27 protein-coding genes and 3 pseudogenes are annotated in these 26,972 nt (G+C 59.7%); 9 read left to right on the top strand and 21 right to left on the bottom strand.

Features of this window, described 5'->3' with window-relative positions:
- Positions 1 to 37: 37 nt before the first annotated feature.
- A complete protein-coding gene (locus BPET_RS19175) occupies positions 38 to 445 on the top strand; it encodes an acyl-CoA dehydrogenase C-terminal domain-containing protein (RefSeq protein WP_012250671.1) in 408 nt (135 codons plus the stop codon).
- Positions 446 to 577: 132 nt separating this feature from the next.
- Here the strand turns inward: BPET_RS19175 and BPET_RS27620 are convergent, their stop codons facing one another.
- From BPET_RS27620 to BPET_RS19155, 6 genes and pseudogenes are all read right to left on the bottom strand, one after another.
- The gene (locus BPET_RS27620) at positions 578 to 967 is read right to left on the bottom strand and encodes a hypothetical protein (RefSeq protein ID WP_151208977.1); all 390 of its coding nucleotides are present in this window, start codon (positions 965 to 967) and stop codon (positions 578 to 580) included.
- 40 nt (positions 968 to 1,007) lie between these two features.
- On the bottom strand, positions 1,008 to 1,223 hold the full coding sequence (locus BPET_RS27185; protein WP_012250670.1) for a DUF892 family protein: 216 nt from the start codon (positions 1,221 to 1,223) through the stop codon (positions 1,008 to 1,010).
- Positions 1,224 to 1,643: 420 nt separating this feature from the next.
- Complete coding sequence (gene ccmI / locus BPET_RS19165) at positions 1,644 to 2,495, bottom strand: c-type cytochrome biogenesis protein CcmI (RefSeq protein ID WP_012250669.1); 852 nt, start codon at positions 2,493 to 2,495, stop codon at positions 1,644 to 1,646.
- Positions 2,492 to 2,947: a cytochrome c-type biogenesis protein gene (locus BPET_RS26100; protein ID WP_012250668.1), complete on the bottom strand. Its 456-nt coding sequence runs from the start codon at positions 2,945 to 2,947 to the stop codon at positions 2,492 to 2,494. Before BPET_RS26100 ends, ccmI begins: the two co-directional genes overlap by 4 nt.
- On the bottom strand, positions 2,944 to 3,471 hold the full coding sequence (locus BPET_RS19160) for a DsbE family thiol:disulfide interchange protein (protein ID WP_012250667.1): 528 nt from the start codon (positions 3,469 to 3,471) through the stop codon (positions 2,944 to 2,946). The genes BPET_RS26100 and BPET_RS19160 overlap by 4 nt, the downstream gene beginning before the upstream one ends.
- Positions 3,468 to 4,766 (bottom strand): annotated as a pseudogene (locus BPET_RS19155) (heme lyase CcmF/NrfE family subunit); the annotation flags it as partial. The pseudogene BPET_RS19155 and the gene BPET_RS19160, both read right to left, overlap by 4 nt.
- Before the next feature lie 385 nt (positions 4,767 to 5,151).
- Here BPET_RS19155 and BPET_RS19150 point away from each other — a divergent pair.
- The 3 genes from BPET_RS19150 to ssb all read left to right on the top strand — a co-directional run bounded on the left by BPET_RS19150 (position 5,152) and on the right by ssb (position 7,606).
- Positions 5,152 to 5,685: a JAB domain-containing protein gene (locus BPET_RS19150; protein ID WP_012250665.1), complete on the top strand. Its 534-nt coding sequence runs from the start codon at positions 5,152 to 5,154 to the stop codon at positions 5,683 to 5,685.
- Between the two features lie 565 nt (positions 5,686 to 6,250).
- A complete protein-coding gene (locus BPET_RS19145) occupies positions 6,251 to 7,051 on the top strand; it encodes a DUF3560 domain-containing protein (RefSeq protein ID WP_012250664.1) in 801 nt (266 codons plus the stop codon).
- A gap of 75 nt (positions 7,052 to 7,126) precedes the next feature.
- Positions 7,127 to 7,606 (top strand): single-stranded DNA-binding protein, encoded by a 480-nt coding sequence (ssb, locus tag BPET_RS19140; RefSeq protein WP_012250663.1) that lies wholly within the window; start codon positions 7,127 to 7,129, stop codon positions 7,604 to 7,606.
- Between the two features lie 249 nt (positions 7,607 to 7,855).
- Here ssb and BPET_RS19130 read toward each other — a convergent pair whose 3' ends face one another.
- The 3 genes from BPET_RS19130 to BPET_RS19120 form a co-directional block, all read right to left on the bottom strand.
- Positions 7,856 to 8,554, bottom strand: coding sequence for an SOS response-associated peptidase (locus BPET_RS19130; RefSeq protein ID WP_012250662.1), 699 nt, complete (start codon positions 8,552 to 8,554; stop codon positions 7,856 to 7,858).
- Between the two features lie 483 nt (positions 8,555 to 9,037).
- A complete protein-coding gene (gene mobF, locus BPET_RS19125; RefSeq protein WP_231852715.1) occupies positions 9,038 to 11,797 on the bottom strand; it encodes a MobF family relaxase in 2,760 nt (919 codons plus the stop codon).
- 103 nt (positions 11,798 to 11,900) lie between these two features.
- A protein-coding gene (locus tag BPET_RS19120; RefSeq protein ID WP_085970191.1) for an IS3 family transposase occupies positions 11,901 to 13,075 on the bottom strand; the annotation gives its coding sequence in 2 pieces (ribosomal slippage) (positions 11,901 to 12,826 and positions 12,826 to 13,075; 1,176 coding nt in all).
- A gap of 60 nt (positions 13,076 to 13,135) precedes the next feature.
- On the opposite strand from BPET_RS19120, the pseudogene BPET_RS19110 reads away from it, so the two are divergent.
- Positions 13,136 to 14,437: pseudogene (locus BPET_RS19110) on the top strand (Tn3-like element IS1071 family transposase); the annotation flags it as partial.
- A gap of 149 nt (positions 14,438 to 14,586) precedes the next feature.
- A complete protein-coding gene (locus BPET_RS19105; protein WP_012250659.1) occupies positions 14,587 to 15,357 on the top strand; it encodes a coiled-coil domain-containing protein in 771 nt (256 codons plus the stop codon).
- A 78-nt stretch (positions 15,358 to 15,435) separates the two neighbouring features.
- Here BPET_RS19105 and BPET_RS19100 read toward each other — a convergent pair whose 3' ends face one another.
- The 8 genes from BPET_RS19100 to BPET_RS19065 all read right to left on the bottom strand — a co-directional run bounded on the left by BPET_RS19100 (position 15,436) and on the right by BPET_RS19065 (position 21,237).
- Positions 15,436 to 15,600, bottom strand: coding sequence for a hypothetical protein (locus BPET_RS19100; protein WP_231852619.1), 165 nt, complete (start codon positions 15,598 to 15,600; stop codon positions 15,436 to 15,438).
- A gap of 52 nt (positions 15,601 to 15,652) precedes the next feature.
- The gene (locus tag BPET_RS19095) at positions 15,653 to 16,081 is read right to left on the bottom strand and encodes a hypothetical protein (RefSeq protein WP_231852618.1); all 429 of its coding nucleotides are present in this window, start codon (positions 16,079 to 16,081) and stop codon (positions 15,653 to 15,655) included.
- Between the two features lie 57 nt (positions 16,082 to 16,138).
- On the bottom strand, positions 16,139 to 17,725 hold the full coding sequence (gene tnpC / locus BPET_RS19090; protein ID WP_012250656.1) for an IS66 family transposase: 1,587 nt from the start codon (positions 17,723 to 17,725) through the stop codon (positions 16,139 to 16,141).
- A gap of 96 nt (positions 17,726 to 17,821) precedes the next feature.
- Complete coding sequence (gene tnpB, locus BPET_RS19085; RefSeq protein ID WP_012250655.1) at positions 17,822 to 18,172, bottom strand: IS66 family insertion sequence element accessory protein TnpB; 351 nt, start codon at positions 18,170 to 18,172, stop codon at positions 17,822 to 17,824.
- Positions 18,153 to 18,629 carry an IS66-like element accessory protein TnpA gene (tnpA, locus tag BPET_RS19080; protein ID WP_041864210.1) on the bottom strand — a complete coding sequence of 159 codons (477 nt, stop codon included), beginning with the start codon at positions 18,627 to 18,629 and terminating at the stop codon, positions 18,153 to 18,155. The genes tnpB and tnpA overlap by 20 nt, the downstream gene beginning before the upstream one ends.
- A 45-nt stretch (positions 18,630 to 18,674) precedes the next feature.
- The gene (locus tag BPET_RS19075; protein WP_012250653.1) at positions 18,675 to 19,136 is read right to left on the bottom strand and encodes an ATP-binding protein; all 462 of its coding nucleotides are present in this window, start codon (positions 19,134 to 19,136) and stop codon (positions 18,675 to 18,677) included.
- Positions 19,133 to 20,569: a helix-turn-helix domain-containing protein gene (locus BPET_RS19070; RefSeq protein ID WP_012250652.1), complete on the bottom strand. Its 1,437-nt coding sequence runs from the start codon at positions 20,567 to 20,569 to the stop codon at positions 19,133 to 19,135. The genes BPET_RS19075 and BPET_RS19070 overlap by 4 nt, the downstream gene beginning before the upstream one ends.
- Before the next feature lie 98 nt (positions 20,570 to 20,667).
- A complete protein-coding gene (locus BPET_RS19065; RefSeq protein ID WP_007176046.1) occupies positions 20,668 to 21,237 on the bottom strand; it encodes a hypothetical protein in 570 nt (189 codons plus the stop codon).
- Between the two features lie 376 nt (positions 21,238 to 21,613).
- On the opposite strand from BPET_RS19065, the gene BPET_RS19060 reads away from it, so the two are divergent.
- Genes BPET_RS19060 through BPET_RS19050 form a run of 3 tightly spaced genes read left to right on the top strand, consistent with a single transcriptional unit; the run spans position 21,614 to position 24,050 of the window.
- Complete coding sequence (locus BPET_RS19060) at positions 21,614 to 22,573, top strand: branched-chain amino acid ABC transporter permease (RefSeq protein WP_231852617.1); 960 nt, start codon at positions 21,614 to 21,616, stop codon at positions 22,571 to 22,573.
- Positions 22,570 to 23,331: an ABC transporter ATP-binding protein gene (locus BPET_RS19055; protein WP_012250649.1), complete on the top strand. Its 762-nt coding sequence runs from the start codon at positions 22,570 to 22,572 to the stop codon at positions 23,329 to 23,331. The genes BPET_RS19060 and BPET_RS19055 overlap by 4 nt, the downstream gene beginning before the upstream one ends.
- Positions 23,328 to 24,050: an ABC transporter ATP-binding protein gene (locus BPET_RS19050; RefSeq protein ID WP_012250648.1), complete on the top strand. Its 723-nt coding sequence runs from the start codon at positions 23,328 to 23,330 to the stop codon at positions 24,048 to 24,050. Before BPET_RS19055 ends, BPET_RS19050 begins: the two co-directional genes overlap by 4 nt.
- Here the strand turns inward: BPET_RS19050 and BPET_RS25535 are convergent.
- The 4 genes and pseudogenes from BPET_RS25535 to BPET_RS19035 form a co-directional block, all read right to left on the bottom strand.
- On the bottom strand, positions 24,047 to 24,226 hold the full coding sequence (locus tag BPET_RS25535; protein ID WP_012250647.1) for a helix-turn-helix domain-containing protein: 180 nt from the start codon (positions 24,224 to 24,226) through the stop codon (positions 24,047 to 24,049). The genes BPET_RS19050 and BPET_RS25535 overlap by 4 nt on opposite strands.
- 334 nt (positions 24,227 to 24,560) lie before the next feature.
- Positions 24,561 to 25,022, bottom strand: a pseudogene (locus BPET_RS27560) (cupin domain-containing protein); the annotation flags it as partial.
- 165 nt (positions 25,023 to 25,187) lie between these two features.
- Positions 25,188 to 26,246, bottom strand: coding sequence for a maleylacetate reductase (locus BPET_RS19040; RefSeq protein ID WP_011255148.1), 1,059 nt, complete (start codon positions 26,244 to 26,246; stop codon positions 25,188 to 25,190).
- Positions 26,243 to 26,959, bottom strand: a complete 717-nt coding sequence (locus tag BPET_RS19035) for a dienelactone hydrolase family protein (protein WP_011255149.1) — start codon at positions 26,957 to 26,959, stop codon at positions 26,243 to 26,245. Before BPET_RS19035 ends, BPET_RS19040 begins: the two co-directional genes overlap by 4 nt.
- Between the last annotated feature and the right edge of the window lie 13 nt (positions 26,960 to 26,972).

The following is a 26,972-nucleotide window of genomic DNA, read 5'->3' as shown; positions in this document are numbered from 1 at the left end:
AAATTCGCGGGCAACGTCACATGAGCTGTTGCGGCAAATGAATGCTGCCGGAGGGGCTCTGGACGCTGCCGCAGCCGAGCATCCCGCATATCGGGACGGCTTGCGCATCATGGCAACCGAGTTGCGTGCGGGCGCGCAGGCGTGGGAGGAGGCGACGGACTTCCTGCGACAGACAGCTGGCAAGGAAGATGATGTGGTGCTGCTCGGCAGCGTTCCTTATCTGATGTTGACTGGTGAACTGCTATGCGGCTGGCATATGGCTCGCGCCGCTTTGGCTTGTTCCGAAGCGCTCGCAGAAGGAAAGGACGACCATTTTCATGCCGACAAATTCGCAAGCTGCGTGTTCTATGCAAGCCATATTCTTCCGCGTGCCATGCAGCGTGCGCGTGCTGTGCGTTACGGCCTTGTCGTGAATCGCCATATGGCGCCGCTTTTCCAGTCCTAACGCTCGCACCGATACCCCAACTGTCGGGAGACTTCATCCGCGCAGGCCGGCGCGATGAGGGTGGAAAACGGACCATTTCTCAATACACGCCCTTTGACTTGCTTGTTGTTGTACTCCTTAGCGGGTCCGTCTCTAATTCTTTATCGGGCGGGGATGAATCCATTCCAGGGGGCTTAATTTTGGCCGCCACGCTACTTCTTCTGAACGTGGTGGTGACTTATTCCCTCGCGCAGCAAGAAGGCTGAGCAGATCATTGAAGGCTCCCCCGTCATTCTCGGGCGAAATGGTAAATGGTTTGAGCACGTACTTAAAGCGCAGCGCATTGGCAGCAGCGAGCTGGTAAGTGCGTTGCGAGAGTCGGACTGCAAGCTCGGGGACATGGCCTGTGCCATTCTTGAGGCCAAACGGGGTGATCGCCATCTTGAGTAAAGAAAGCTGATTAATTAAGACGCCGTCCGCAATTTTCGGGACGGCGTGAGTCGCTTTGGATCTTGCGCTACGTTTGTCTGCGAGTTGGTTCAATGAACGGACCAAATCAACAATTGAGTGGACTCGCAGCTGTTCAATGTTTGGCGGTCGTGTCCGGCGCGGCGTCACGCCGCACGAATTGCTGAGTAATCGTCGCGATTCGCTCGCTTAGCCACTCAGCTATGGCTTCTTCCTGAGGGAGAATGGCCTCACATACCCGCTTTGTCTCAGCATCGCCTGCGAGTTCAGCCGCGGCAATGAGACTCTTGTAGGAGGCGATTTCCATATGCTCGAAGGTATAGCTGGCCATCGCGGCCTTTACGACCTCGTCCGAGACGAAGATGCCGCTTAACCCTGAGCAGTGGCGGTAGCTTTACCGGCCGTGTCTTTCATCGTGAGGGTATCCTCGCCAAAGCGCTCCAGGCATTCTCGTACCATGCGGGCCTGCTGACGCGATTAATCATATGACTGACACACCTTCGGTCACTGTGACAGCTAACGGCACAGCACGAGAGGCAAAGGTTGTAAAGACAACGGCCTTTCGTTACGGGATACCGTCCTACCAGTCGTCAGCATGCAGCGCGCCGTGCCGGGCTTGGGCAGATCAGCTGAACGCGGATGGGAAATATTAGGAGTGAGTATCAGCTTTCTAATTTCGACTGCCGTTCTGGAGCGGGGATAGACTTGCTCTCGGCACGTGGCGATAGGAGCCATAAGGGCTCATTGGTGTTTATGGAATGCGAGCATTACCGTTTTCCTGCAGTGTCCGCTCAATGCCATCAGCGACAATCTGTGCAGCCTTCGAGCCAACTGGGATCTGGTCAAGCACTTGTCGCCAGTACTCAATGGCTACTTGACGGTCGCCGCGTTCGAGCGCAGCGGTACCTGCGAGCGTAAGCGCAAATGGTTCGCGGGGATCAAGGATAAGGGCACGCTCCAATAGTTGCATTGCCTCGCGGGTGAACCCCGTTCCACTACTCCGAGCGAGCGTCTCGGCGTACTCCGTCAAAGCAAGTGGATCTGTCTGGATGATGGGCGCTGCCTTGGAGAAGGCGGCGACTGCGTCTTTGTATTGTCCAAAGTAACGATAAGAGCGGGCCAGCATAAGCCAGCCAGCAGGCTCATCTGCGTTTTGGGCAAGGCGGGCCTCAAGCGATTCCACCATGTTCTTCATATCGGCCTGAGTCATCATGGGAACGCTTTGAGACGGTAGCGGAAGCGTTGCGGCCGGATTACCCAAAGACAAGTACAACAGTATTGTGGCCAAAGGCAGAACGACAATTAGCGCTACTGCTGCGCGCTTGTCGCCCCGACCTCGCAGGACCGGAACCGAACCGGGCACTGCTTCATGCAGGACACGCTGCTGTATTTCTTGCTTAGCGGCCGAGAAATCGTGGACAGACAACGTTTGGTTGACGACGTCCTGCTCCAGTTCAGCCAACTGGTCACGAAGTACTGCTGCATTGACTGCGTGATGTTCGATCTGGGACTCAGACGTGTGGCCGCGCCAAAGAGTTCGTCCCAGCCACAGCGTGACTGCTGCTGCGAGCATTACGGCAATAGCGACAAAAATCAGAGTCATGAGAGGTTTCCATGATGGGTGGTCTGCCCCAACAGGGCTTCTGCTATTTTTTGTTCTTCGTCACTTAACGATATGTCGACGGCACTTCGTTTTCGTCGGCGTAGTGTTACGCCGAATATGAGGAATCCGAAAACTAGTAGCAGCATGGGTCCAAACCACAGTAACAGTGTGGTAGCTCTCAATGGTGGCCGATAGAGTATGAAATCGCCGTACCTTGTGACCAAGTAGGTCTCGATTTCCGCATCGCTTTTTCCCGCTTTGATCTGCCCGCGAATTAGTTTTCGTATGTCCCCAGCGAAGTCGGAGCGTGAAGCAGCAATCGATTCGTTTTGGCACACCAGGCAGCGTAGTTCCGTGGTTATTTCCAGCATGCGCTCTTCAGTAGCGCCGCTATTACTCCAGGCGGAAAGGGAAATAACAGAACAAAGCAGTAACAGCCACAGCCGCATCATTTCTGAAGCTCCCGTACCAAGGGCAAGATGGTGTCGCGTGCCTCGCTGTAGCTGAGTGCGCCGATATGTTTGTAGCGGATGAAACCCTCTTTATCGATAACGTACGTTTCGGGTACGCCATAGACGCCATAGTCGATACCCACGGCTCCTTGCTGGTCGGATACGACGGACTCAAAGGCATTGCCATTGCGCTCTAACCACGAAATTGCGTCTGCGGGGATGTCTTTGTAGTTGAGGCCAACGATAGGCAAAGCATGCGTGGTGGCCAGATCTGTAATGACGGGATGTTCTTCAAGACAGGGGTAGCACCAAGATGCCCAAACATTCAACAACCATACTTTGCCTTGCATGGACCGGGGCGAGAAGGCGTGTTCGGGAGCTGCCAGTCTTGGCAGCGTGAAATCGGGTGCGAGCTTGTCGATTAAGGGTGAAGGTACTTCACTGGGCTTCAGGGTCAAGCCAAAAGCCAGGAAGCCGACCAGCACAATGAAACCGATCAACGGCCATACAAAGCGACTCCTCATGCCCTTCCTTTAGCGGCCAAGGCAGCGCTTCGTTGGCGACGCTTAAGGCGATAACGACGATCACTAATGGCTAATAGCCCGCCTAAAGCCATCAAAATGCTGCCGATCCAGATCCAGTCAACGAATGGCTTATAGTAAACACGCACGCTCCAGGCCCCGTCGCCAAGTGGCTCGCCTAACGAAACGTACAGATGCCGCAGGCCATTGGCGTCAATCGCCGCTTCCGTCAACGGCATATCCGATGAGAAGTAATCACGCTTCTCGGGGTGGAGGGAACGTAGAAACTGCCCATTTCGTGAAAGAAAAACTTCACCTACCTCTGCCTCGTAATTCGGTCCCAGGACCTTGCTGACACCCTTGAACGTCAGCTCGTAGCCGCCTGCCGACACGGTATTGTCAGGCATCATGCGCAGGTCCTGTTCGGTTTCATAGCTTGTAACCAGCGTTACTCCCGCGACGAATACGGCGATTCCCAAGTGTGCCAAATGCATGCCGAGCCAACTACGCGGCTGGGCCAGCAGACCACTGCGCGTTGCTCGCATACGTTGAACAACGCCGATAATGACTGCGGCAGCGATCCAGGAGGCCAAGGCCACCCCCAACGCTGCTGACACCGTCCAGTGCTCGAACAGAAATGGCACGCCCACGCCGGCTAACAGTGCGACCGAAGCGGGCGAATACAGCTGCTTTATCAAAGCGCTTGTTTTTGCTGTCTTCCAGTTGGCTATAGGACCCACAGCCATAAGCAGCAATGCCGGCATCATTAAAGGCACGAAGACCGAATTAAAGTAGGGTGGTCCAACAGACAGCTTACCTAGTCCGAGCGCATCAAGAACAAGGGGATACACGGTCCCAAGAACGACGGCACCGGCGGCTACCGTCAGCAGAATGTTATTCACCAACAAGAAAGATTCGCGCGATATCAACGCGAACCGGCCTCCCATACCGACCTTGGGCGCACGTAGTGCAAACAAAAGCAATGACGAACCCGTCACCACAGTGAAAAGCATCAGGATGAATACGCCCCGGCGTGGATCGGTGGCAAAAGCGTGTACGGACGTGAGCACGCCGGAACGCACCAGAAAGGCGCCAAACAATGAAAGTGAAAAGGTGCTGATAGCAAGAAGCACTGTCCAGCTTTTGAAGCTGTTGCGCTTTTCGGTTACAGCCAGGGAGTGAATCAATGCCGTGCCCACCAGCCATGGAATAAATGACGAGTTCTCCACAGGATCCCAGAACCACCAACCACCCCAGCCCAGCTCGTAATAGGCCCACCAGCTTCCCAGCGCGATACCCCGCGGGCTCAATTAGATCGCCGTTGGCCGATGGTGGCGCTCGCCGCGCGGGCCAGCATTCGCAATCAGTGCATATCGGGCCGTCAGTTCCCGTTGCCATGAGTGCGCCGCCCAAAACACCGACTGTACCGCCAACCGTGCCCGCTGCCCTGGCTTTCGCGGCATAAACGGCGTCCTCCCCGCTAGGCGGGTCCCCTCCATATATTCCACGGTCCTGTTCATCAGCCCCGGCCAGCAGTTCAGCACGGCAAGGCGACGAACTCACGGCAACGGCGGCAACCCCGCAGGAACCGTATTACTGCGAACGCCGAAAACCTACGATCAGGCTCGGAATCTTCGGCCCCGGTCAGCAGGAAAACAAACCGGTTTTTGAAGGGATAGGACTATGGAACACGTTAACCACAATGCAGCTTTGGGCTATGACAACATGAACGCAGGGCAGACGCTTTATGTGCGTAGCCCCTCGGGTCGGTATCAGGCCGCGACCGATTCGCACGTATTGGCCGCCGCCAGGGTCGCCGCTGAAAGTTTGATCGGTGACCGGGCAGACATGGGAAACCCGAACGCCGTCAAACACTATTTTCAGGCCAAACTATCGGGCATGGGACACGAGGTCGCCGCTGTACTGTACTTGAACAGCCAGTTTAAGGTGATCCGTTACATGGAAATGAGCCATGGCACGCTGACGCAGGCCAGCGTATATCCGCGCGAAATCGTAAAAACGGCGCTTCGCCTAGATGCTGCTGCCATCATCATGTCTCATAACCATCCCAGCGGTATACCTGAACCCAGCGAAGCCGATTTGGCACTGACGCGGCACTTAAAACATGCTTTGGCGTTGGTTGATGTTCGTTTGGTGGATCACATTATCGTGACCGGGCAGAACACCACTTCGCTAGCGGAACGAGGCCAGGTGTAAACCTGGAGCAAGGCGGGTGAGAGCCCGCCTGCACAGCGAAACGCCGCGCGCTGCGGCGCAGGTTGGACTTGTGCTGCCGCACAAGTAGTTTCCGTTTTCTTCCTTCTCAACAAAAGCAGCCCGTCCCGGTGTACCAGGACGGGCATAGCGGCTTGCTGGCGCAAGCTGGATACATCTTGAGTAACTACCTTCAATTTAGATCACCGGCTCGGTGATGGTGGGGCTCGCCGCGCGAGCTGCTGCCGGGTTGTGCGTCGTGACACAGCATGCCTGGTCCTAAGAGTTCCATCGCCCTAAAACGCCGACTGTATCACTACGTTCCGGCGCTTCAAGGGGGTGTTCATAAAACCCGCTACGCGACTTTTACAAATCTTCCCCCTTTCCGCTAGTCACTGCCTGATTCAGCACGGCAAGGGCGATGGAACTCACAGGACTGGCGGCAAAACGCGATGGGACCAACACACAACCCGGCAGCAAAAACCTACAAACGGGCTCAAGAATCTTCAGGCCCGGTCAGCAATGACATCACAACCGCGCCACTGCGCACTTTTTGAAGGAAAGCGACATGAACCACTACGAAGCAAAGCAGGCAGATCGTAAGGCCAGGCTAGAGGCCAGGGCAGTGCAGGCCGAGGCACAGGCGGCAACCACCTATGACCGCGCAAAGCAAATGGGTGAAGCGATTCCATTCGGACAGCCGATCCTAGTTGGCCACCATAGCGAAGGCCGAGACCGCAATTACCGGCAGCGGATCCATAGCACGTACGGCAAAGCCTTTGATCTGCAAAAGAAGGCTGACCATTATGTGCAGAAGGCGGCTGCAGTAGGCGATGGGGGAGTTTCCAGCGATGACCCGGATGCAATAAGCAAACTCATGCGCCAGGTGGAGCAACTGACAGAAAATCAGGAACGCATGAAAAAGAGTAATCAGGTGATCCGTAAGTATAAGGGCGATGCAGAGGGCCAACGGCGTGCTTTGCTTGAGCTTGGATACTCGGAAGAAAGCGCACAGAAGCTGATCGCGCCGGACTATGCCGGGCGTGCGGGCTTCCCGTCTTTTACCTTGACCAACAATAACGCGAACATTCGCCGCATTGGGCAGCGGATCAAACAATTACAGGCCGACCAGGAGCGTGCGCCGGTCAGCATACAGGGGACGGGGTATGCATACGCCGAGGACGTGGAAGAGAACCGTGTGATGTTTATGTTCGAAGGCAAGCCGGATAAAAGCACTCGCGAAATTCTAAAACGCCATGGTTTTCGGTGGAGCCCAACCCGTGGCGCGTGGGTGCGTCAATTGAACAACGCCGCCATTTGGCAGGCAAAAGCCGTCATGCAGATTTTGAACGGCTCAACAGATAACTAAACCGAAGCCCAGGCCGCTTTATCGGCCTGGGGCATTTGTCGGCGAGCACGCCGAACCACTACCAGGAGCAATAACATGGCATCAGTCAACAAAGTCATCATTATCGGCAACTTGGGCCGTGATCCAGAGATCCGCTATAGCGCGGATGGAGTCGGGATCTGCACCATTTCCGTTGCGACATCGACAAACTGGAAAGACAAGGCGACAGGCGAGAAACGAGAAGAAACCGAATGGCATCGGATTGTGTTCTATAACCGCTTGGCAGAAATCGCCGGAGAATACTTGCGCCAAGGTAGTGCGGTCTATATAGAAGGGCGCTTGAAAACCAGGAAATGGCAGGATAAGGAAACCGGCGCTGACCGCTACAGTACCGAGATCGTAGCCGAGCAAATGCAGATGCTCGGGGGCCGTGGTGCAGACGGCCAGGCCCCGTCAGCTAAGCCTGCAGCCCGTAAGGCGGCAGCAGCCCCTGCATCTACGGCTGGTGGCGCTGTCGTGGCGGATGATATACCGTTCAATCTAGCAGGGGCGGGTCGCAGCTGGCTGTGTATGTAAGAAGGTCTGCCCCGGCTGTAGCCGGGGCAACAATGAAGACGGGAGAGCGGAATGCCATCCGAACCACGAACCGATTGGGAGAGCGCTGTATATGACTTGCTGAGTGAGCAGGGCGACATGACATGGTCAGATGCTCAGGCGATGATAGAAGCACAGGAAGTACAGGGTAATGACGTGTTGGCGTCAGCCTGGAACGACGGGTTGACATTGTCTCAGACCGTAAAGCTATTGTTAAAAATGTCAGAGTAGCTACCACAGCGCCTGTTGGGTGATGGCGTTTGCACCGCCCAACGAAGGCACCTCGACAGGCTTGGCATCGAAAATATGTTCCGGTGCCAAGCGCAATAGACTGCTGGCTTCTTCGACCGAGCCTGCCAGCCAGCAATCGACATCATTCACTTCGATTGGAATGACTGAGCGTTTGTCCTGGGCATTGGCTGGTATCTTCGGATCTGGTTTGTGCATTCGACTCATCAAGGGGTGTGCATCAGCGTTGATCGTAAGCATTGTGTAGCTTTCCAATACTTCGCCCGTTGCTGGATCGGTCCAGATGTTCCAAAGACCAGCCAAGCCCCAAGGGGCACCGTCTGACCGTCGGAATTGCCACCACACGTTGCGGCCAGTTTCCCAGCAAGGCTCGTCAAAAGACATCGCCGGAATAATGCAGCGCTGACCACGCTGCCAGGGTTGGCGGTAGCTTGCCTTGCTGGCCAGCTCTTCTGAACGAGCATTATTCGTCTGATATGACAGCTTCGCCGACTTGGCAAAGTGTGGGATAAGCGCCCACTGGCCGACTACCAGCTCATGCCCGATTTCGTGTGCCCGGATAAACGGGCCGACGGTACGAGGATGAATGGCGGCTTCCCACCATCGAGGCTGGTTCCGGTTTCCGATATGCCAAAACCTTTCAATCTCGGCCTGGCTCGGTGTCACATAGCGATTGCACATGCTTTATTGTGACAGAACCCCTTCTTGACTATCAACTGAGCATGGTTGGAGTCCCATCTTCGATGGGTCCCTGAGGTGGGACGTTGCCAGCTCTTCGATCTGGCAGGCACTTATAAATCCCCAAATTCGCTGTCGCTCATTTGTGGCCTTAAAAGTGCCACACAAGACGCACCCCGTGCGGGGTAAGGAAACTGCTTGCTTTTCAAGTGCTTGCGACCAAACGGACGTATGCCTTGGTGTAGGACATACAGGGCAACAAAGATGCGCAAGAGATTGATTAATTGGAAAGACATCTGGCCACAACCGTGGCCTTGTGATGTGTAGACGGCGCGGCCGCTCTGCGCCCTCAACACGATGACTGCATGCGAGCTGCTTTCCATCTGTGCTTTGACTGCGTGCAGACAGCGTGGAAACTGCGTGCTGACTGCAAACAGGCAGCAAGGGACATACAGGGTTGCTGCCATACGACTACCAATACGGGAGTCATCCTAGTTCCAGCTCGGATTCCACACGTTGCGGAAGCGGCCCCAGTTCGTTCTGACCATGTCCCAGATGCTTAGATACCATCGGCTGCAGGTCACGCGCCAGCCCTTTGTACGTCAGTCGATCCACCCTTTCAGGCAGCTTCTTGGCATCGTCGGTAAATACAATGGCCTCGTGTCGTTCGCGCGAGATACTCACATAATAGGTGTCTTGGGAGGTCGTGCGGCTGAAGCTTTCGGCGTTGTAAATCACTCGGTCGCAGGTCAGACCTTGGGCGCTATGCACGGTGGTAGCGTAGGCATAGTCCATGTTTAGCGGTCGATCTGTAGGCAGCTGCACGTGCCGACCATTGGTTTCGATGGTGACGCTGCTTGCATCAATCGCCGCGACCTTCGCCAGTTGGCCGTTGACCAAGTCATTATGGGCATCGTTGCGAGTAATGCGGACACGGTCGCCCACAGACAGCTCTGCTCGGCTCAGGTGGTAGACCGATAACTTGGACATGGTTTTGGGGATGATTTCCATGGCTTGAGTAGGCGACTGGTCGGACTGGATCGATTCGACGGTAAGGCGGTCATGGCGTGTACTGCCGGTTACGCGATACATTTCGCCGCGTTTCAGCCCGCACTGATAGTCCCTTTCTGGAACCACGATGTCTCCCACGGTGTAATACCGCGCTACGCTGCGTTCTGCACGAGTGGTGTCATGGCGAGTCAGGAGCTGGCATCGGTGCCCCTTTCCTTCCAGACCGAGCAGGGCGTGGGTCCGTTCATTGATGGCTAGGCGAGACGCGTTGGTTCCAGTCACTACGATGGTGCCCGCTTGGTCTGCCGCTGAAAGCCGCGTATAGGCTTGGGCAATAGCTTCATATCGGGCGGAACTGTCCCGGTTTTTGTGGCCATGCTCGTCAGTACTGAACTGATCCGGAATGGTAAGCACCTGATCTAGGAGCGGTAGGGATTGGCTGGCTTGGCCTTCGGCGGCCAGCTGCACTGCTTGGCGCAGCCGTTCTGAGCGTTGTCGCTGGATGTCTGCCATCAATACGGTTTTCATGCCGCTTTCCTGCAGCATGGCAAACGCGCGGCCTGCCTCAATTGCCTTGGTTTGGGCGGTGTCGCCCAGCAAGACTACTTTAGCGCCTGTTGGTTGAATGAGAGCCAGCAGCTTGTCCATCTGCCGCACGGGCACGACCCCGGCCTCATCGATCACTACGATGGTTTTTGGCCCTAGGGTGTCGATGAAGGGGCGTTTGTCAGACGCAGAAAGTACCGATGCGATCGTGTTGGCCGGTATGCCATCTTCGCGCAGATTGCGAACCATGTTCCCGTAAGGAGCCAGGGCTGCCATGGTGTGTCCCTGGCGCTGTAGGATCATTTGAGTGTTTTGCAGCGCGAAGGATTTGCCAGTACCAGCCAGACCTTGGATACCGGTGATCTGATCGGAGTCGGTTGCGATCAACATAACGGCCTCGCGCTGCCCCGGTGTCAAGTGCGTATCCAAATTGCTTTCGGCGCTGGCGTCGGAAATGGTGGCGTGCCAGGCACCGCGGCCGGCTTGTTCGGCGGCGAGTATTCTGGATTCGGCCTCGAAGGACTTCCGGGTTGCATAGCGTGGACTTTCCATCAACAGACGTCCTTCGGCAATGGCTTGGTCAACCAGCTGCAGAGCGGTGTCCTGGGGCAAGCCGCGCAGGCGTATGACTTCTGTGGCCCAGCCTTCGCGTGCCATGGGACGGGACTGCATGTCCTGGGTGCTGCGGTAGTGCGGAGCTTCCCGGATCAGGGTGCCGGAATCTACTTGGCTCTGGATCGCCGTCTGAATGGCTGTGATATCCGTATGGCCACCGGCATGGCGAACGGCGTTTTGCAGTAAATCCGCCAGAGGCATGACAGATTCCCTTTCGGCCAGATGCTGGATCGCCCAGTTCAGCGAGGCCTGCGCCACTAGGTCGGATCGATGCTCCAATTCCTTTGTCGGCTGGATATCCGCTTGTTGCCATGCGTGGTCAAACTGCATCCTGATTCCTGCAGCGGCATCACGCCATTGTCGATGCAGGTCCGTTCGACTGAGTTCCTGAGTCTTCTGCTGGCGGTTGGCCAGGGTGATGCCTTGTCGCAGGGCGTGAGGGGCTTCTTCACGACTGGTGCCGCGTGCAGATAGTTCAGCGGCGATGCCGGTGCTACGTTTACTGAAAAACTCGATCTGCTCACGGCTGATATGGGCCAGTTCAATATGGCTCTTTTCATGGCGAACTGCGTACCCTAGCGCACGGACATTGCGTTCCAGTTCCGCCTGATAGATAGAGTCTGTCACGCGCAGCAGTTTGAAGATTTCTTCATTGGACAACGCCACCCAACTGCCGTCGACCCGCTGAGTCAAATTCATCAGTAGGGCGTGGATGTGTAGATGAGGATCGGGGGCAGCGCCTTCGGTGGGGCGTGCGGTTTCGTGGCGGAACTTGGCAATAATGAGATTGCCTGTGTGTTCTACCCTTGACTTGCCGTTTACCTTGCGACGGCCCATGGTTAGGTGCTGTTCGACATAGACGAGAGCCGAGGCGACCGCTTTATCATTGGCGTGAATCAGGCGTTCGTCGCCACCGATCAAGGCCTGCAGGGTGATGCTTTTAGGTGCGCCGAAGGTCAAATCGAGGGCGGCGCGAGCTTTGGCATCTTTGCGGATTGACCGGCCGGCTGCGACGCCACGGCCAAAATCGCCCTGCAGCATGGCTTTGACGCGTTGAGGATCGATTTCACCGATGGCCCCCAGACGTCGAGCGCCTTCGCCTTGCCACGTGGCGGCGTTGCCGTCACGGCTGTAGTTGACGTTGCCCGCGAATTTCGGATCCCTTAACTGAGCGAGATTATGCCACCCGTTGGTTCTGGGCGGCGTACCAGTCCCGCTCGAATTGCATCGGGCTGACGTAGCCCAACGTCGAGTGCAAGCGCGAATGATTGTAGAAGCTCAACCAGTCGATTACCTCGTCCATCGCTTCGCGACGCGTTGCAAAGCGCTGGCCGAGGATGCGTGCACGCTTGAGCGATCCCCACAGGCTCTCGGTCGGTGCGTTGTCCCAGCAATTGCCTCGACGGCTCATCGAACTGCGCATGCCGTAGCCCTTGAGCAGGTCCTGGAAGTCATGACTGCAATACTGGCTGCCACGGTCACTGTGGAGGATCAGGCCCGCTTGCGGACGGCGGCGAAACCACGCCATACGCAGCGCATCAGACACCAGCTCCGTGCGCATGTGCGGCTGCATCGACCAGCCCACCACCTGACGGCTGAACAGGTCGAGAATGACGGTCAGAAACAGCCAACCCTCGTCCGTCCAGATGTACGTGATGTCCGTAGTCCAGACCTGGTCGGGACGCGCGGGAGAGAAGTCTCGTTGCAGCAGGTCCGGTGCGACCGGCAGGCTGTGTTTGCTGTCGGTCGTGACCTTGAACCGGCGTTTGGTCTTCGCCTTGATGCCGTGCAGCTTCATGAGCCGCTGGACACGATCCTTGCTGACGCGAATGCCCTGGACCAGCAGTTGCTTCCACACGCGCGGCCAGCCGTACTCGCCTTTGGATTCAGCGTGCACGGCCTTGATGTGCACCAGCAGAGCGTCGTTGCTGATGCGTCGGCGCGGTCGGTCAGTATCGACATCCCGCACCTTGCGCGCGTGGTAACCGCTGGGGCTGACACCCAGCACCTGGCAGCTCAGGGACACCGGCCATTGTCGGCTGTGAAGCTCGATCCAGGCGTACTTCATGCCGACACCTTCGCAAAGTACGCCGTGGCTTTTCCCAATATGTCGCGCTCCATCTTCACGCGTGCCAACTCCGCGCGCAGCCGGGCAATCTCCATCTGTTCTGGAGAAACCTGTTTGCCTGCGCCGTTCAGCTTCCCAGCGGCATCGGCCTTCACCCAGTTGTGCAGCGTCTTCGGGCTGATGCCCAGTATCTTCGCCACCGCCGCCATGCTCTGGCCGCCGCGGACCATGCGCACGGCTTCCAGCATGAATTCCTGCGTATATCGAGCTCTCGGATTACCCATCTTTCCTCCCTCCTTGCGTGAGTTTTACACACTCAGCAAGGGATCCATTTTTTGCGGGCAAGCTCAGACGAAGACCCAGAAGTGACCAAGCTGCGCGCGGCTTTGGATCACCGCATCGGTGAGGTTCAATTGCCGGAAGTGATTCTGGCCGTTGACGCCCAGGTGCGCTTTAGCTGGATCATGCTCGGACGTGAGCCGCGCTCTACCGACGAGCTGCTGATGGTCTATGCCGGCATCATGGCCCACGGCACCAGTCTGACTGCGGTCGAATGCGCGCGCATGATTCCGCAATTGTCTGCCACCAGCATTCGCCAGGCCATGCGCTGGGCGCGGGACGAACGGCGTCTGAGCCAGGCCTGCCAGGCTGTGCTGGAATTCATGCAGCGACACCCGATTGCCGCCACCTGGGGGCGGTCCGATTTGGCATCTTCTGACATGATGACCATGGAGACCACCAAACGGGTGTGGCAAGCCCGGCTTGATCCTCGGCGCAACACACCTTCCATTGGAATCTACTCCCATGTAAAAGACCGGTGGGGCATCTTCCATGCGCAGCCCTTTGTGCTCAATGAGCGCCAGGCGGGCGTGGCCATTGAAGGTGTCATCCGCCAAGAAAAGCTGGAGACCAGCCAGCTTGCTGTGGATACCCATGGCTACACCGACTTTGCCATGTCACATGCCCGTTTGCTTGGTTTTGATCTTTGCCCGCGGTTGAAGGAACTCAAACAGCGCCACCTCTTTGTGCCACGCGGCACCAAAGTGCCCGCAGAAATCGCTGCGGTGTGCGAAGCCAATGTCGACGTCGCTTTGATCGAAAAGCATTGGGATAGTCTGGTGCACCTGGCAGCCTCGGTCATGAGCGGACATGCCAGTGCGGTGGCAGCTCTTGCGCGGTTCGGTTCTGCCGCCCAGGGCGATCCAATCTATGAGGCTGGCGTGCAATTGGGGCGGTTGCTGCGTACGGCGTTTTTGGCTGACTACTTTGTCAAGGACGCTTTCAGGAACGAGTTGCGCCGGGTGCTCAATCGGGGCGAGGCTGTTAACGCCCTCAAGCGCGCCATTTATACCGGCCGGATCAGCCCGGCGCAGGCCAAACGTGTCGATGAAATGCAGGCTGTGGCCGATGCGTTGAGCCTGATGGCCAACATCGTGATGGCGTGGAATACCTCACAGATGCAGGCGGTCCTGGATCGCTGGTCGAACCGCCGCCAGGTCATTCCACCGGAACTGATCGGGAAGATTGCGCCCACCAGGCTGGAGAGCATCAACTTGCGGGGTGTGTTTCGCTTCCCGGTTGACCGCTATGCTGACCAAATCCTGCCTTCGCGGCCAAATGCATCGATAACTGGCACCAATGGATGAAACCGACCACGGTTTGACGCCACGAATCGCAGATTTGAAAGTGAACAGGAAAGTCAATGAAATCAACGATCTACCAACACCACCTCCGCGCCAGTGCTAGCTTTTCGTACCGTCACTTATTGCACTGAAAACGAGGAGACCCCGACCTGGTGGGTCGCCTAGCCGCCCGCGTCAATGAAGAAGCGGAAGAGCGGGTCACCACGGCGCAGGCCAAGCACGCCGAGCAGCTGAGCCAACAGCAGCAAGCCGTCGCGGCCCTGAAATCCGAGGCGCTGGCCACGCGCCAGCAGCTGGAGCAAACCCAGCGGGCCCTGGCCGACGAAAAAAACGCTCACGGCAAAACCAGCGAAGCTCTGAGCCGCAAGACCCTGGAAAACACTCAGCTCGTCCAGCAGGTGGCCGACCTGCAGGAGCGCCTCGCGGCCGAAGAGCGCCATCGCCAATCCCTGGAAGAAAAGCACAAGCACGCGCGCCAGGCGCTGGAGCATTTCCGGGAATCCACAAAGGAGCAGCGCGACCAGGACCAGCGCAAGCACGAACAGCAGGTGCAGTACCTGCAGGCCGAGTTGCGCACCGTGAACGAGACCTTGGCCACCAAGCAGCAGGAAGCCGTCCATACCCTTCAGGAAAACGCACGCCTCCTGGGCGATTTGTCGCGCGCCCAGGGCGATCTGCACCAGGCTCAGGAAGAGGTGCGAGGCCTGCGGCCGCTCAAGGATGAACTGGGGTTTGCGCAAAGGCGCTCCGAGGAATTGGGCCGGCGCCTGGTTGAGCAGGACGCGGCCGTCCAGCAGCTCAGCACTTCCAAAGAGCAGTTGCAGGCCAAGGTCGACGAGCTGCTTTCCGCCAAACAACAGCTGGAACTGGCGCTGGCGACGGCCAGGTCATCCGTCACGGCCCAGGTGAGCGTGAGCACGTAAATCGATGGGGCAATGAGCAACATAAATGATGTTCGAGGGACGAAGTAAAACGGGAGCGATGAAGCTCCCGTTGTCGTTTCAGAATGGCTCGTCAATGCTCTGGTGTGGCGGCTGTGTCGGACCGCGGTACCAGGGCTCGCGATAGCGGCGGATCTGGGTGGCGTAGGCGCGGCTGAACCACAGATAGAGGTCTTCGATGAAGAACTGCATCATGTAGGCTGCCTCGTCGGAGAGCTCGGGCAATGGCAAGCTCCGGGAGGCGTTGGGTTTGTGAGGTGATGCTTTACGGGACATGTCATCGGGCTCCGTTGGGTTGACGCGCTGGCGTGCGGCGCGAGGACTGTGTTGATGGTGCAAAGACCTCGAAGTACAGCTTCTCGTCGAGTTCGGACAGTTCCCGCTGCGCGGCGGTGGTGAGCAGTTCGTTGGCGAGCGTGGTGAGCACGCGGTAGTTGCCCAGCGCGTGTTCGCACAGCGTGTGGCGCAGCGGCGGTGTCATCAGCTGCGGGGCGCCGGCGCTGGCGAGCAGATGTTCGAGGCAGGCCAGCAGGTCGTCGGCCGAAGCCTTCTCGGTCCCCAGGCGGGAACGGATACGGCTGCCCAGTGGCAGCAGTTCGTCGCGCCGCAGCTTGTCGGTCAGGCGCGTGTCGCCGGCGAGCACCACGCACAGCAGGGGCTGCGAATCGAAGCGGGCGCTGGCCATGAGCCGCAGTTCGTTGAGCACGCCGGGACTCATTTCCTGTAAGCGGTCAGTGAAGCACGTCCTGCCCGCCAACTTGACCTATCGATTTTTTTCTGAGACGAGCTTGCCTAGTTTCCATGGAAGTAGAGCTTCGTAATCCTCTGCGGTCTTCGCGAGCGGCAGAGCCTTGAACAGGTCGACAAGATACGCATAGATATCGATGCGGTTCGCGACGCAGGTCTGGACGAGTGAATACAGGTTTGCCGAGGCCTTTGCGCCTCCTACGGTGTCCGAAAAAAGCCATGCCTTTCTTCCCAGGACAAACGGGCGGATCATGTTCTCACATAAATTATTGTCAACGGGCCATGCCGGATTCTCGACGTAGCGGATTAGCTTGGGCCATTGTCCCGTCGTGTAGTTCAAGGCCTTGCCCAGCAGCCCTGTGGGCGCGGTTGTTTCCAGGTACCCGTCGAGCAGGGCCCTGATCTTCGTGAGCACCGCACGGCTATAGCGGCGGCGCAGGCGCGCTCGCCAGTGCGGTTTCTTGTCGGCATGCGATTCGGCCGCATAGAGCTTGCCGATCAGGTAGATAAACTGGGTGGACGGCTGATGGCTGCCACGGGCCTCTTTGGGCAATGCCGCCTCGGCTTCCACAAAATACCTCCTGCAGTGCGCCCAGCAACCAAGATGCACGAGTGCATTAGCCTTCGCGATCGTGTCATACGGTTTGTACCCGTCGGTCATCAGCACGGCGCCATGGCGCATGCCGGCCCACACGTCCGCACCAAGCTGTTGGGAGCGCCCCGGCGCATAGGCAAACAGGCGCACAGGTGGACCACTGCCGTTCATCTGGACCCAGACGTAACTCTTTGTCTGCGGTGCGCGCCCTAGCTCCTTGAGAACCTGCACGGTGGTTTCGTCGCCGAACCCGATCTCGCTGTCGAGCATCACATCACGCATCAGGTTGATGACGGGCTGTACCGAGTGTCCCAGGCGCACTACGCTTGCTGCCAGCGTGTTGCGCGAGATGTCGCCGCCAAAGCGGCGCAGCAGCGCGGCAATCCGGTACAGCGGCAAGCCGTCGATATACTTCGAGACGACGAACCACGCCAGCGCCCCTTCGGTGAACAGACCCTTGGGAATGATGCGCGCCCGCGCCGGCGTCACCTTCATGCCCTGGTCGCACTGCTGGCACGCGTACTTCACGCGCTCGTGACGGATCACCTGCACCTGCTGCGGAATGATGTCGAGCTGCTCGCTGACCTCGACGCCGATCTCCACGAGCACACTGCCGTCGTTCTGGCACACCCGTTCTTCTTCAGCGAGCTCGTAACGGATCACCTTGCGCGGCAATGCCGGGTCCAGCGGCTTGCGCCCGGGCTTGCCGCGCTTGTGGCCTGCCACCGACGTACTGTCTGTGTCGTCTTCCTGGGCGGGTAACGTGGCGGTCGTCGGAGCCAGCGCTTCCGCTTCATTGAGGAAAAGGTCCCGCTGGGCATCGCTGCGTGCTTCGCTCTTCGCCCCGAACAGCCGTCGCTCGAATGCCTTCAGCTGTTCCTTGAGCAAATCACGCTCGACCTTCGTGACCCGCAGTTCGCCACGCAGCGCGTCGCGCTCGGCGAGCATCGCATCGCGTTCGGCGATGAGGGCAGCGAGTTCTTCGGCGGTGATCAAAATGCGGTTCATGCCACAACCATACCGGCTTGCGCTGCGAAATAGGTTTACGTCACCGCGCAAATTGTTGTGCCCGCGCCGCGCTCGCGCGACAGCGATACATCCTCCTCAGCTCACGCGTGCATAGTATCGCGCCGGGTGCTTGCGCATCGCTGTCAGATCAATGCCCTCCAGCAGCCAATGCAGTTGCTCGACGCTCAGTTCCAGTACTGGTTCGCTGCGCGGCCAGGCAAAGCGGTCAGCCTCCAGGCGGCGCAGCATCAGCCAGAACCCGTTACGCTCCCATAACAGAAGCTTCAGGCGATCGGCACGCCGGTTGCGGAACACGTAGACCGCCCGTGCGAACGGATCGAGTCCCAGTGCCTGCTCCACGATCGTCGAAAGGCCCGTAATGCCCTTGCGGAAATCGACGGCATCGCGGTGAACGTAAACCTTCAGATCAGCGTCGAACCGGAACATGGCACCTTCCCAGCGTCTCGATCATCGTCATCACCAGGCTTGAATCATCGCCGGCACATTCAAGGATGAGCTTCACACCGTTAGGCAGTTCGGCAATCAGTTGCGACGGCAGCGCGACGCGTTGCGCCTGCCGTGCGAGCGCAACCGGTGCCGCATGAGCCTCGCATGCCGTAACATCGGCATGTCCCGGCTGAACGACCGGGATGAACGTCGGCATTGCCTTGGCCACGCCGTTCGGCGCCCCATCACTGGTAGCATCGCTTTGATACTGACGAATCCATTTACGCAACAGGTTGGCGTTCAGGCCGTATTCCAGCGCCATCCCGGCGACGGACACCCCTGATCGCAGACAGGCCAGCACCAACTCACGCTTGGCCTGTTCATCAAAGCAACGGCGCTTGCCATCACGCTCAAAGCCCCTTACCAGCCGCTCCTTCAGATTCCTGTCCTCTGCCATGGGTAGTGTCCACTTGAAAGTTGAAGTGGACACCAGCATCGCCTATCACTCATCGCGCGGGAAGGACGCCGACAACGGACCGCTTACCATTTCCTGCGCTTCGTCGATCAGCAGGATTGGGCGCCGGCGCGTGCTTTGCAGGTGCGACATCCACCGGTCGCGCAGCGACCTGAAGCCGCCCCAGCGGTTGTGCGGCCGGAGTTCCAGACCGAAGATGTCGCCCATCTCGCGATAGAAGTCGGCAAGGTTGCTCTGCGGATGATTGATCGAGACGACTGTCAGATCGGTCAGTCGCTCGAGCTTCTCGGCCAGCACGCGCATGACCACGCTCTTGCCGGTCCCCGGCTCGCCGTGGATCATCGCGAAGCCGCCTTCGCGCACGAGCGCGTTCTCGATGCGCCAGCAGAAGTTCTCGACGCGCGGCGGCACGTACAGCGCTTCGAGGGGAAGCTCCGGCGAGAACGGGTTCCACTTCAGGCCGTAGAGGGCTTGCAGACGCTGGCTCATGCCTCCTCCTGCCAGTTGGCGGGAATCCAGGCTGGCGGCAACCCGGTTGCGGCGTGGTCGGCCAGCATCTGGCGTAGCAGCGGCGCGATGCCGGGCGCACTGGCCGGTGGCGGCTCGACATTGACGGCATCGAGTCGCCTGCGCTGGCCATCAGCATTGGCGGCCTTGTCCAGCGGCCGCAGCGGGCACAGCACGGCGCCGCTGCCGGCGTCGACGAGATCGACGCCGCTCAGGTCCCAGCGCGCATAGCGCAGGTGCACGCGCTGCAGGTGCCGGTAGGCCGAGGGAATCTCGAAGCGCGTGCCGGCCAGACTCACGGTGCCATCCGAGCGCCGCTGGGCGCGCGTCACGTCGATACGGAATGCGGCGCGCAGCGCGTCACTCGACGGGCATTCGCGGCCCACATCGGGGCCGGCCAGATAGCGTTTGAGCGGCGTGCCACCGATCTCAGAATGATGCGCGTGGTGGTACTCGCGCTCGATCCACGCGTGGGTGGCCTGATTGAGCAGTTCGAGCGTGAGATTGGGCTCGCCTTCGAGCATGGCCATCACGCGCCCTTCGATGCGGGCCCAGAACGTTTCCTGCTTCGCGTTCTGGTACGGCGAATATGGCAAGGTCGTCTGGTGCAGCACGCCGAGCGCGAGCAAGCCGGCGGTCGTCTCCTCGGCAAGCATTGCTGCGCCGTTGTCGGTCATCAGTGCGCGAGGCCGGCCACGACGCTGGAGCGCCTGGGTGAGCCCATGGATCAGACTACGTGCGGTCTCATCGAGAAACCATTGCGCGTGACAGACGACGCGCGAACGGTCATCGAGCACGCACAGCAGCATCGGCGTGATCCACTGGCCATCATGCGTGAGCAGCTTGCGCGAGCCGTGATGGAAATCGAGATGCCAGAGCGCGTTGACGTGCTCGACCTCGAAGCTGCGGACCTCGAGCTTCTCGAGGCGATCGCGTGCGAGCATCGCGCCGGCGCTGGTATGACGCGGCTTGCGTTCACGGGACAGGCCCTGCGCACGCAGATAACGACGCACCGTCGTGTACGACGGCAGGTTCGCCGGGCCGAGCGTGACCTTGAGATTGTCGACGTGCAACTGGCAGGTCCAGCCGGGATGTTCCCGGTACTGCGCGCGAATCGCCTGTACCGCCTGAGGCGACAGGCTTGCGCCGGCGCCGCTGGGGCGCTTGCGGTCGCGCAGGCTCGCCACCGGATCGTGGGCCGCCTTGCGGGCCCGGTAGAACCACCGCTCAACGGTGGAGCGGCCGAACTGGACATCGTCGCCAGTGACGGGATGACGCCAGCGTTTGGCGGCCAGCGCGGTGATGAGTTCGCGCACCTGCCCGGGTTCAGGCGGTGCTGCCAGCAAGGGGCCCACAACCGCAAAGCGCAGGCGCGCCCAACGATCCCGCAGGGGTAAATCGTGAAGTTCAGTCATGCTCTCTCCAGGGATGCGGCGCACCGCGCCGCGATTCGGGGGAGAGGCGAGACTACCGGCGCAGTCCGAGGGGGGCGAGCGACAAGTTCTGCGGGCGGTTACCGTCCCTCACGCAGGGTGCTCACGGCGCTGCCGCTGGTGAGCGGTGAGAGCCAGCGCAGCAGGCATGGCAATGGCTCGGCAGGCTGCGTGGTAGCGAAGCGCTCGAGCAGGCTTGCCGGCACCTGTGCGGTCTCGACGGGCGGCACGAACGCCGCCCGTCCGAGCGCCCAGAACGGTGTGCCGACAAACCCGGTCATCCACCAGTGCCGCCATCGCGCGATCGTCGAGGGTGGCACGCCCAGCGCATCGAGCTGGCGCATTGCCGCGGCCGTACCGGCGCTCGCACGCGTGGCGCTGACGACAATCATGATTGCGGCGGTGTAGACGCGCCGGCCGAGAAAGCGCACCGAGAATGGCGTGGTACGACGGCGACAGTCGGCGCAGCAGAAGCTGTAGCGGAACTCGCAGTGGCAGCGGGCTTCGTATGAAATTCCGCGCGGCTTGCGCGGGTAGCGGGCGCTATGGAGTACGCCACCGCAGCGACAACGCTGCGCGCGGGTCTGTTCGGCGAAGTCCTGATCGATACGTAACAGCAGGTGATAGAAGTTGGGATCGCGGGCACTCACGTGGCACACTCTGGAAGTCTCGGTTCTTGGCAGACACGAGACTCTCCCTTGGGCGTCGTTTGTGCAAGATGCCTGAGGGAGACCCCCACCGCTACATCACGCAAGCTGCTCAAAACGCCCCGAATTCCCATCGATTTACGTGCTCACGCTCACCCAGGAGCAGGTCGTGGCCAGCATGCTTGAGCGCTTCAGTACGCCGGCGACTGGCCCTAATTTGGTTGCGAACCCGGTTGAAGAGGCCGGTCGTCCAGGGAAGAGAGAGTCGAAAAAGTCAACGGGGACAGGCACTTAAGCCTGTTTCTGCTGGGTTTTACATGAATCCCTGCCGACCCTCAATACTCGCAACGCGGCCTGCGCCGCCATCGGCTTTGCTCTCTTGGCCGTGTTTCCCCTCGTCGCGCCTGAACTCGGCTTGGACTTCTACGTGAGTTTCGTGCGGCGCGCGATGATCTTCGCCATCGCGGCCGCAAGCTTGAATTTCATTCTGGGTTTCGGTGGGCTGCCGGCACTCGGCCACGCCGGGTTCCTCGGTGTCGGCGCTTACACCGTCGTGGCACTGGCGGATGCGGGACTGGGCTCGGCCTGGATCCTTTGGCCGCTGGCAATGGTGGCAGCGGGCTTTTGCGCATTTCTTATCGGGCTCGTGGTGCTGCGAACAAGAGGCGTCTACCTGATCATGAGCACGCTGGCATTTGCGCAGATGCTGTATTACGTCGCAGTCTCGCTGCGCGCCTATGGGGGCGACGACGGCTACACGCTCCAGGCACGGCCGGTTATTTTCGATGCGATTCCGCTTGGCAATGAAGCCACTTTTTACTGGGTCGTGCTGTTGCTCTTCGGGCTGGTCATGGCCTTTCTCAACCGGAGCAGCGTCTCCCGATTCGGCCATGCGCTGATGGGAATCAGGGACAACGAGACTCGCATGCGAGCTTTGGGCTATCCCGTCTCGCGACTGCTTCTGGCGGCCTTCGTAATCAGCGGGGCATGCATGGGTTTGTCGGGCGCATTGCTCGCGGCCCACAACAACTTCGTCAGCCCGTCCATGATGCACTGGACACAGTCCGCGGTGCTCCTGGTGATGGTGGTGATCGGCGGCGCGGGACTGCGCTGGGGCGGCGCTCTCGGCGCCATCGCCTGGATCGTGCTGGAAGAGGTCTGCAAGCAACTTACCGGCTACTGGCATCTTCCCCTTGGCTTGCTGTTGCTGGCGATAGTTTTTCTGGCCCCCAGGGGACTCGTTGGCTTGTGGCCCGCTGGCCTCAGGCGCAGTGCACCCGTTCGTCCCACCGGCCCAAATGCGGGCGTTACTGTCGAAGTGCGGGGAGAGAATCCATGAGCTTCTTCCGGCTCGAGAAACTCGTCAAGCGTTACGGTGAGCTGGTGGCGACCGACAACGCCACCCTGGAAGTCCGCCACGGTGAGATTCATGCACTGATCGGCCCGAATGGCGCCGGAAAGAGCACGCTCATCGATCTCATCACGGGGCTGAAGGCGCCGGATGCCGGGCGCGTGCTGCTGGATGGCCAGGACATCACGCAGATGCCGACGCACAGGCGCATTCAAGCCGGACTGTCGCGATGCTTCCAGATCACCAGCATCTTTCGCGAGATGACGGTGCTGGACAACTTGCTACTGGCGGTGCAAGGCCACGAAGGCCGGCACCTCGACTTCATCCGCGCGCGTGCGAAGGACAAGGCGCTGGAAGACAATGCGTGCGAGCTGGCCGCGCGCGTCGGGTTGGAGGCGGCGCTTTCGAAAATTGCCGGCACGCTTGCGCACGCGGCGCAAAGGCAACTGGACGTTGCGCTCGCGCTTGCGTCACGGCCAAAATTGCTGCTTCTCGACGAACCCATGGCGGGCATGGGGCCGGAGGATAGCGAACGCATGACACACCTTATCCGGGACTTGAAGCGCGACATGGCCATTCTTCTGATCGAGCACGACATGAAGGCGGTGTTCGCGCTCGCGGACCGCATGTCGGTGCTCGTGTACGGCAAGGTGTTGGTGAGCGGGTCGGTCGATGAAGTGAGAGGGGACCCGCGCGTTCAGTCCGTTTATCTCGGCAACGAGGAAAGCTCGGAGGTGGCAGCATGACCGCGTCGAACTCTCATCTGCTGGAAGCAAGTGGACTGCAAGCGGCGTATGGGTCGAGCCATGTCCTCTTCGGCATCGATCTCAAGATCCAGCGAGGCCAGGTCGTGACCTTGCTCGGGCGCAATGGAATGGGTAAGACCACGACGATCAGGAGCCTTGTCGGCGCGTTGCCGTTGAAAGGCGGCACCATACGATTCAACGGGCGGGAGACGCAAGCCTTGCGCGCGGACGCGGTCGCGCGACTCGGCGTGGCGATCGTGCCCGAGGGGCGCCATTGCTTTCCGAATCTCACGGTGGAGGAACACCTCATTGCGTTTGCCAGCGTGCGCAATGAACAGGCCGAACCGTGGACCGTTCCAAGGCTCTATGAATTGTTTCCGCGCCTGAAAGCACGGGCGCGCAACTTCGGCAACCAGCTGTCGGGGGGAGAGCAGCAGATGCTGGCCATCGCCCGTGCGCTGTCGACGAATCCTCGCTTGCTGATCCTCGACGAGGCCACCGAAGGTCTCGCGCCGATCCTGCGCCAGGAGATCTGGCACTGCCTGGAACTGCTCAGGAAGGCGGGCCAGACGATCCTCATCGTGGACAAGTACGTCGAGCGGCTCCTGAAGCTTGCCGACCGCCACCTCATCGTGGAGCGCGGCAAGGTGGTCTGGGAAGGAAGCTCGTCGGCCCTGGACCGCGATCGGGCGCTGTGGACCCGCTACCTGGGCGTTTAGTGCATCTGCGAACTGGTCAAGCTGGGCAACTCGCCAAACCGCTCCTTGTAGTAGGCGGAAAAGCGGCCCAGGTGGCCGAACCCGTAGTCGAAAGCAGCCTGAGTGACGCTGACGCTCTGGTTGAGGAGCAGCGCGCTGCGAGCCGCGTCGAGGCGAATGTTGCGAAGAACCTGCATCGGCGTCTCGCGTCGATATTCCCGGCATCGGCGTCTCGCGTCGATATTCCCGGCAAATGATGTTGAGGGTGCGAACACTCACGCCCGCTGCCCGCGCGAGATCGATGACGCCCACCGGAGCACAGAGGTGCCTGCGGATGTAACGCTCCATCGCCTCCAGGCGCTCCAGGGCGCTCGAGGTTCCACCGGTGCAGGACGAAGAGCGAATAAGGACTGGCGGCGAGGCAGTGGCGACTCCGTCACGCGGCCGTTGTTGCGACGGCCTCTGGCTCAGCAGGAAGAACGCGATGTTCTTCTCGAAATGGTCAACCCATCCTTCATCGAGCCGCAACTCATTTGGCGCGGTACCGATGTTGAGCAGCGATTGCATGAACAAGTGCCATTGCCTGGCGGCTGCCGGCGTCAATCTCATGGTTGACGGCAAGTCCAGGCACGCGCCCGCCTCGGCCACAATGGAACGCAGCAAGGTGTCGGGCACCTTCAGAATCAGCTGCTGTGCACCGCGCTGCCACAACATCCGAAAATTCTTGCGCGGCGCGAGATACGCGACTTCGCCGGGCGAAACCGTGATGCGCTGCTCGTCGGAGATGATGTCGATCGCGCCTTTCAACGAGAGATGGACCAGCGCGAACCCTTCGGGAACGCGGGGCCGCACCTCCACTTCGGCGCCATAGTGCAGCATGAACATTTCCAAGGCGTGAACCCCGACCTTGTACATGCCGGTGTCAACGGCGCCCCGCCGCCAGCGCAAATCGTGGTCGGCCAATTCGTGCGCGATCTTCTCGTGCGACTCCATCGGCGATTCGCATCGGAAAATGCAGTTGCGCTGCAGATTCGACAGGTCGAAAGATGAACCTTGTTGGTGCATGGCAGTCTCCATTTGCGCCGCGAGCTACATAGGCGGGGGCGCATTGTTTTCCCAAGCAATCAATATGCCACCGAACGGTGGCCTGCGGCAAGGTCAGGGTTGCGGTGGCTCCCCTAGATAGGCCCTGCGCAGCAGATTCGCGATCGCATGCTTTTCGAGCGGTCGCGGATTGGGGTATTGCGCGGACATCACCAGCTCGCAGGCGCGGTCCAAGTCCGCTTCCTTCATCCCGATCGATTGCAGTGAAACCGGCGCGCCGTTCGACTTCGCGAGATCAAACAGTGCCTGCGCCGGTTCGCGAGTGGCGAGTGCCTCCTGCAGCCATGCATTCGCACGCGGGATGGCCGGCGTGTTGTAGGCGAGCGCGTGCGGCAGCACGACAGTGTGCGTTTCAGCGTGCGGCAGATTGAATGTTCCCCCCAACGTATGGCACAGCTTGTGGTGCAGGGCCATGCTGACATTGCCGAGCACACTTCCGCACAGCCATGCACCGTATTGCGCTTGCGAACGGGCCTCAAGGTCGGTCGGAGCCGAACGGATCGTGGGAATTGATTTGGCCAACGCCGCGATTCCTTGCTGGGCCATGATCGCGAGGATCGGGTTCACCTCCGGCGCGTAAAGGCCCTCAACCGCGTGCGCGATCGCGTTCAAACCGCTTGTCACGCTGATGCCCGTGGGCAGGCCGAATGTCAGCTCCGGGTCGTAGATGACCGTGCGCGCGAGGACGCGCCTATCCCGACCGGTCTTCTTCAATTCGTTTTCGGTGACGCCATAGATGGATGTCATCTCGCTTCCGGCATACGTCGTGGGGATGGCCACGATTGGCAATGACGAGTGGAGCGCGAGCATCTTCGCGAGGCCGATGGTTGAACCTCCGCCAGGGGCCACATAGCTGTCAACGCCGAGTTCTCGCGCGACAGAAGCCGCCTGATCGACGATTTGCGACGGCACGTGCATCGTCGCGCGGTCGAAGAATCCGGCGACGCTGCCGGGAATGAGGGCCGCGACCTGGTTGGCGAGTTCACGCTGCTCCGGGGTGGAGATAACCAGCACGCGCCGTATCCCGAGCAGCTTCAGTTCTTCGCCCAGAGACTGCAGGCGCCCCGCGCCGAACAAGACGCGAGGCGTGAGTGGGTCGTGGATGAAGTTCATTGGCCAATTGTCCCGATGGGCTTCATGCGCTTCAGCATTTCCAGCGTGCGTGCATTCGCCGTCCTCGTGGCCTCCGGTGAGAAGTTCGGGCTGGAAGCCCGCGCGAACGAGTGCCCGGCGTCGTACCAATGCAGCGCAATCGCGGGATTCGCTTCAAAGGCATTCGTGATGAGTTGTCTGGCCTCCGCGGTCACGAAATGGTCGTTCGTGCCCATGTGGAACATTGATGGTGTCTTCACAAGTCGGGCGCGTTCGAGACGCTTCTCGAAGCCGACGCCGTAGTAGCCGACACAGCATTGCGCGAATCCCTCTGCGGCAACTTCGTAGGCCAGCGCTCCGCCCAGGCAATAGCCGATCACCGCGACCCCGCCGTCGCAAAACGGCTGAGAAGCCGCGTAGGCGACTGTGGCCCGCAAATCCGCCACCCCATCTTCCAGCTTGTAGTCGCGGAACATCCCGAGCGCGCGCGCACGTTGTACTTCGTCGTTCGGATCGAACTCGATGCCTGGTCCGTGGCGCCAATACAGATCAGGACAGAGGCCCACAAAACCTTCTGATGCCAACCACGCCAAGACTTCGGTCATGAATGGGTTGACCCCAAAAATCTCCTGCGCAACGATCACCACCGGGCCGCGCCCGCGTGCCGGCAATTGCAGGTGCGCGCCGAAGCGGCCGCCTCCTTTCGCATCGATAGATAAGCCTTCAGTCAGCATGTGCTTGTCTCTC

Origin of the sequence: Bordetella petrii (assembly GCF_000067205.1) — a bacterium.
Lineage (GTDB): Bacteria > Pseudomonadota > Gammaproteobacteria > Burkholderiales > Burkholderiaceae_B > Bordetella_A > Bordetella_A petrii.
The sequence above is the reverse complement of the archived record's forward strand: the minus strand, read 5'-3'. Positions and strand labels throughout refer to the sequence as shown.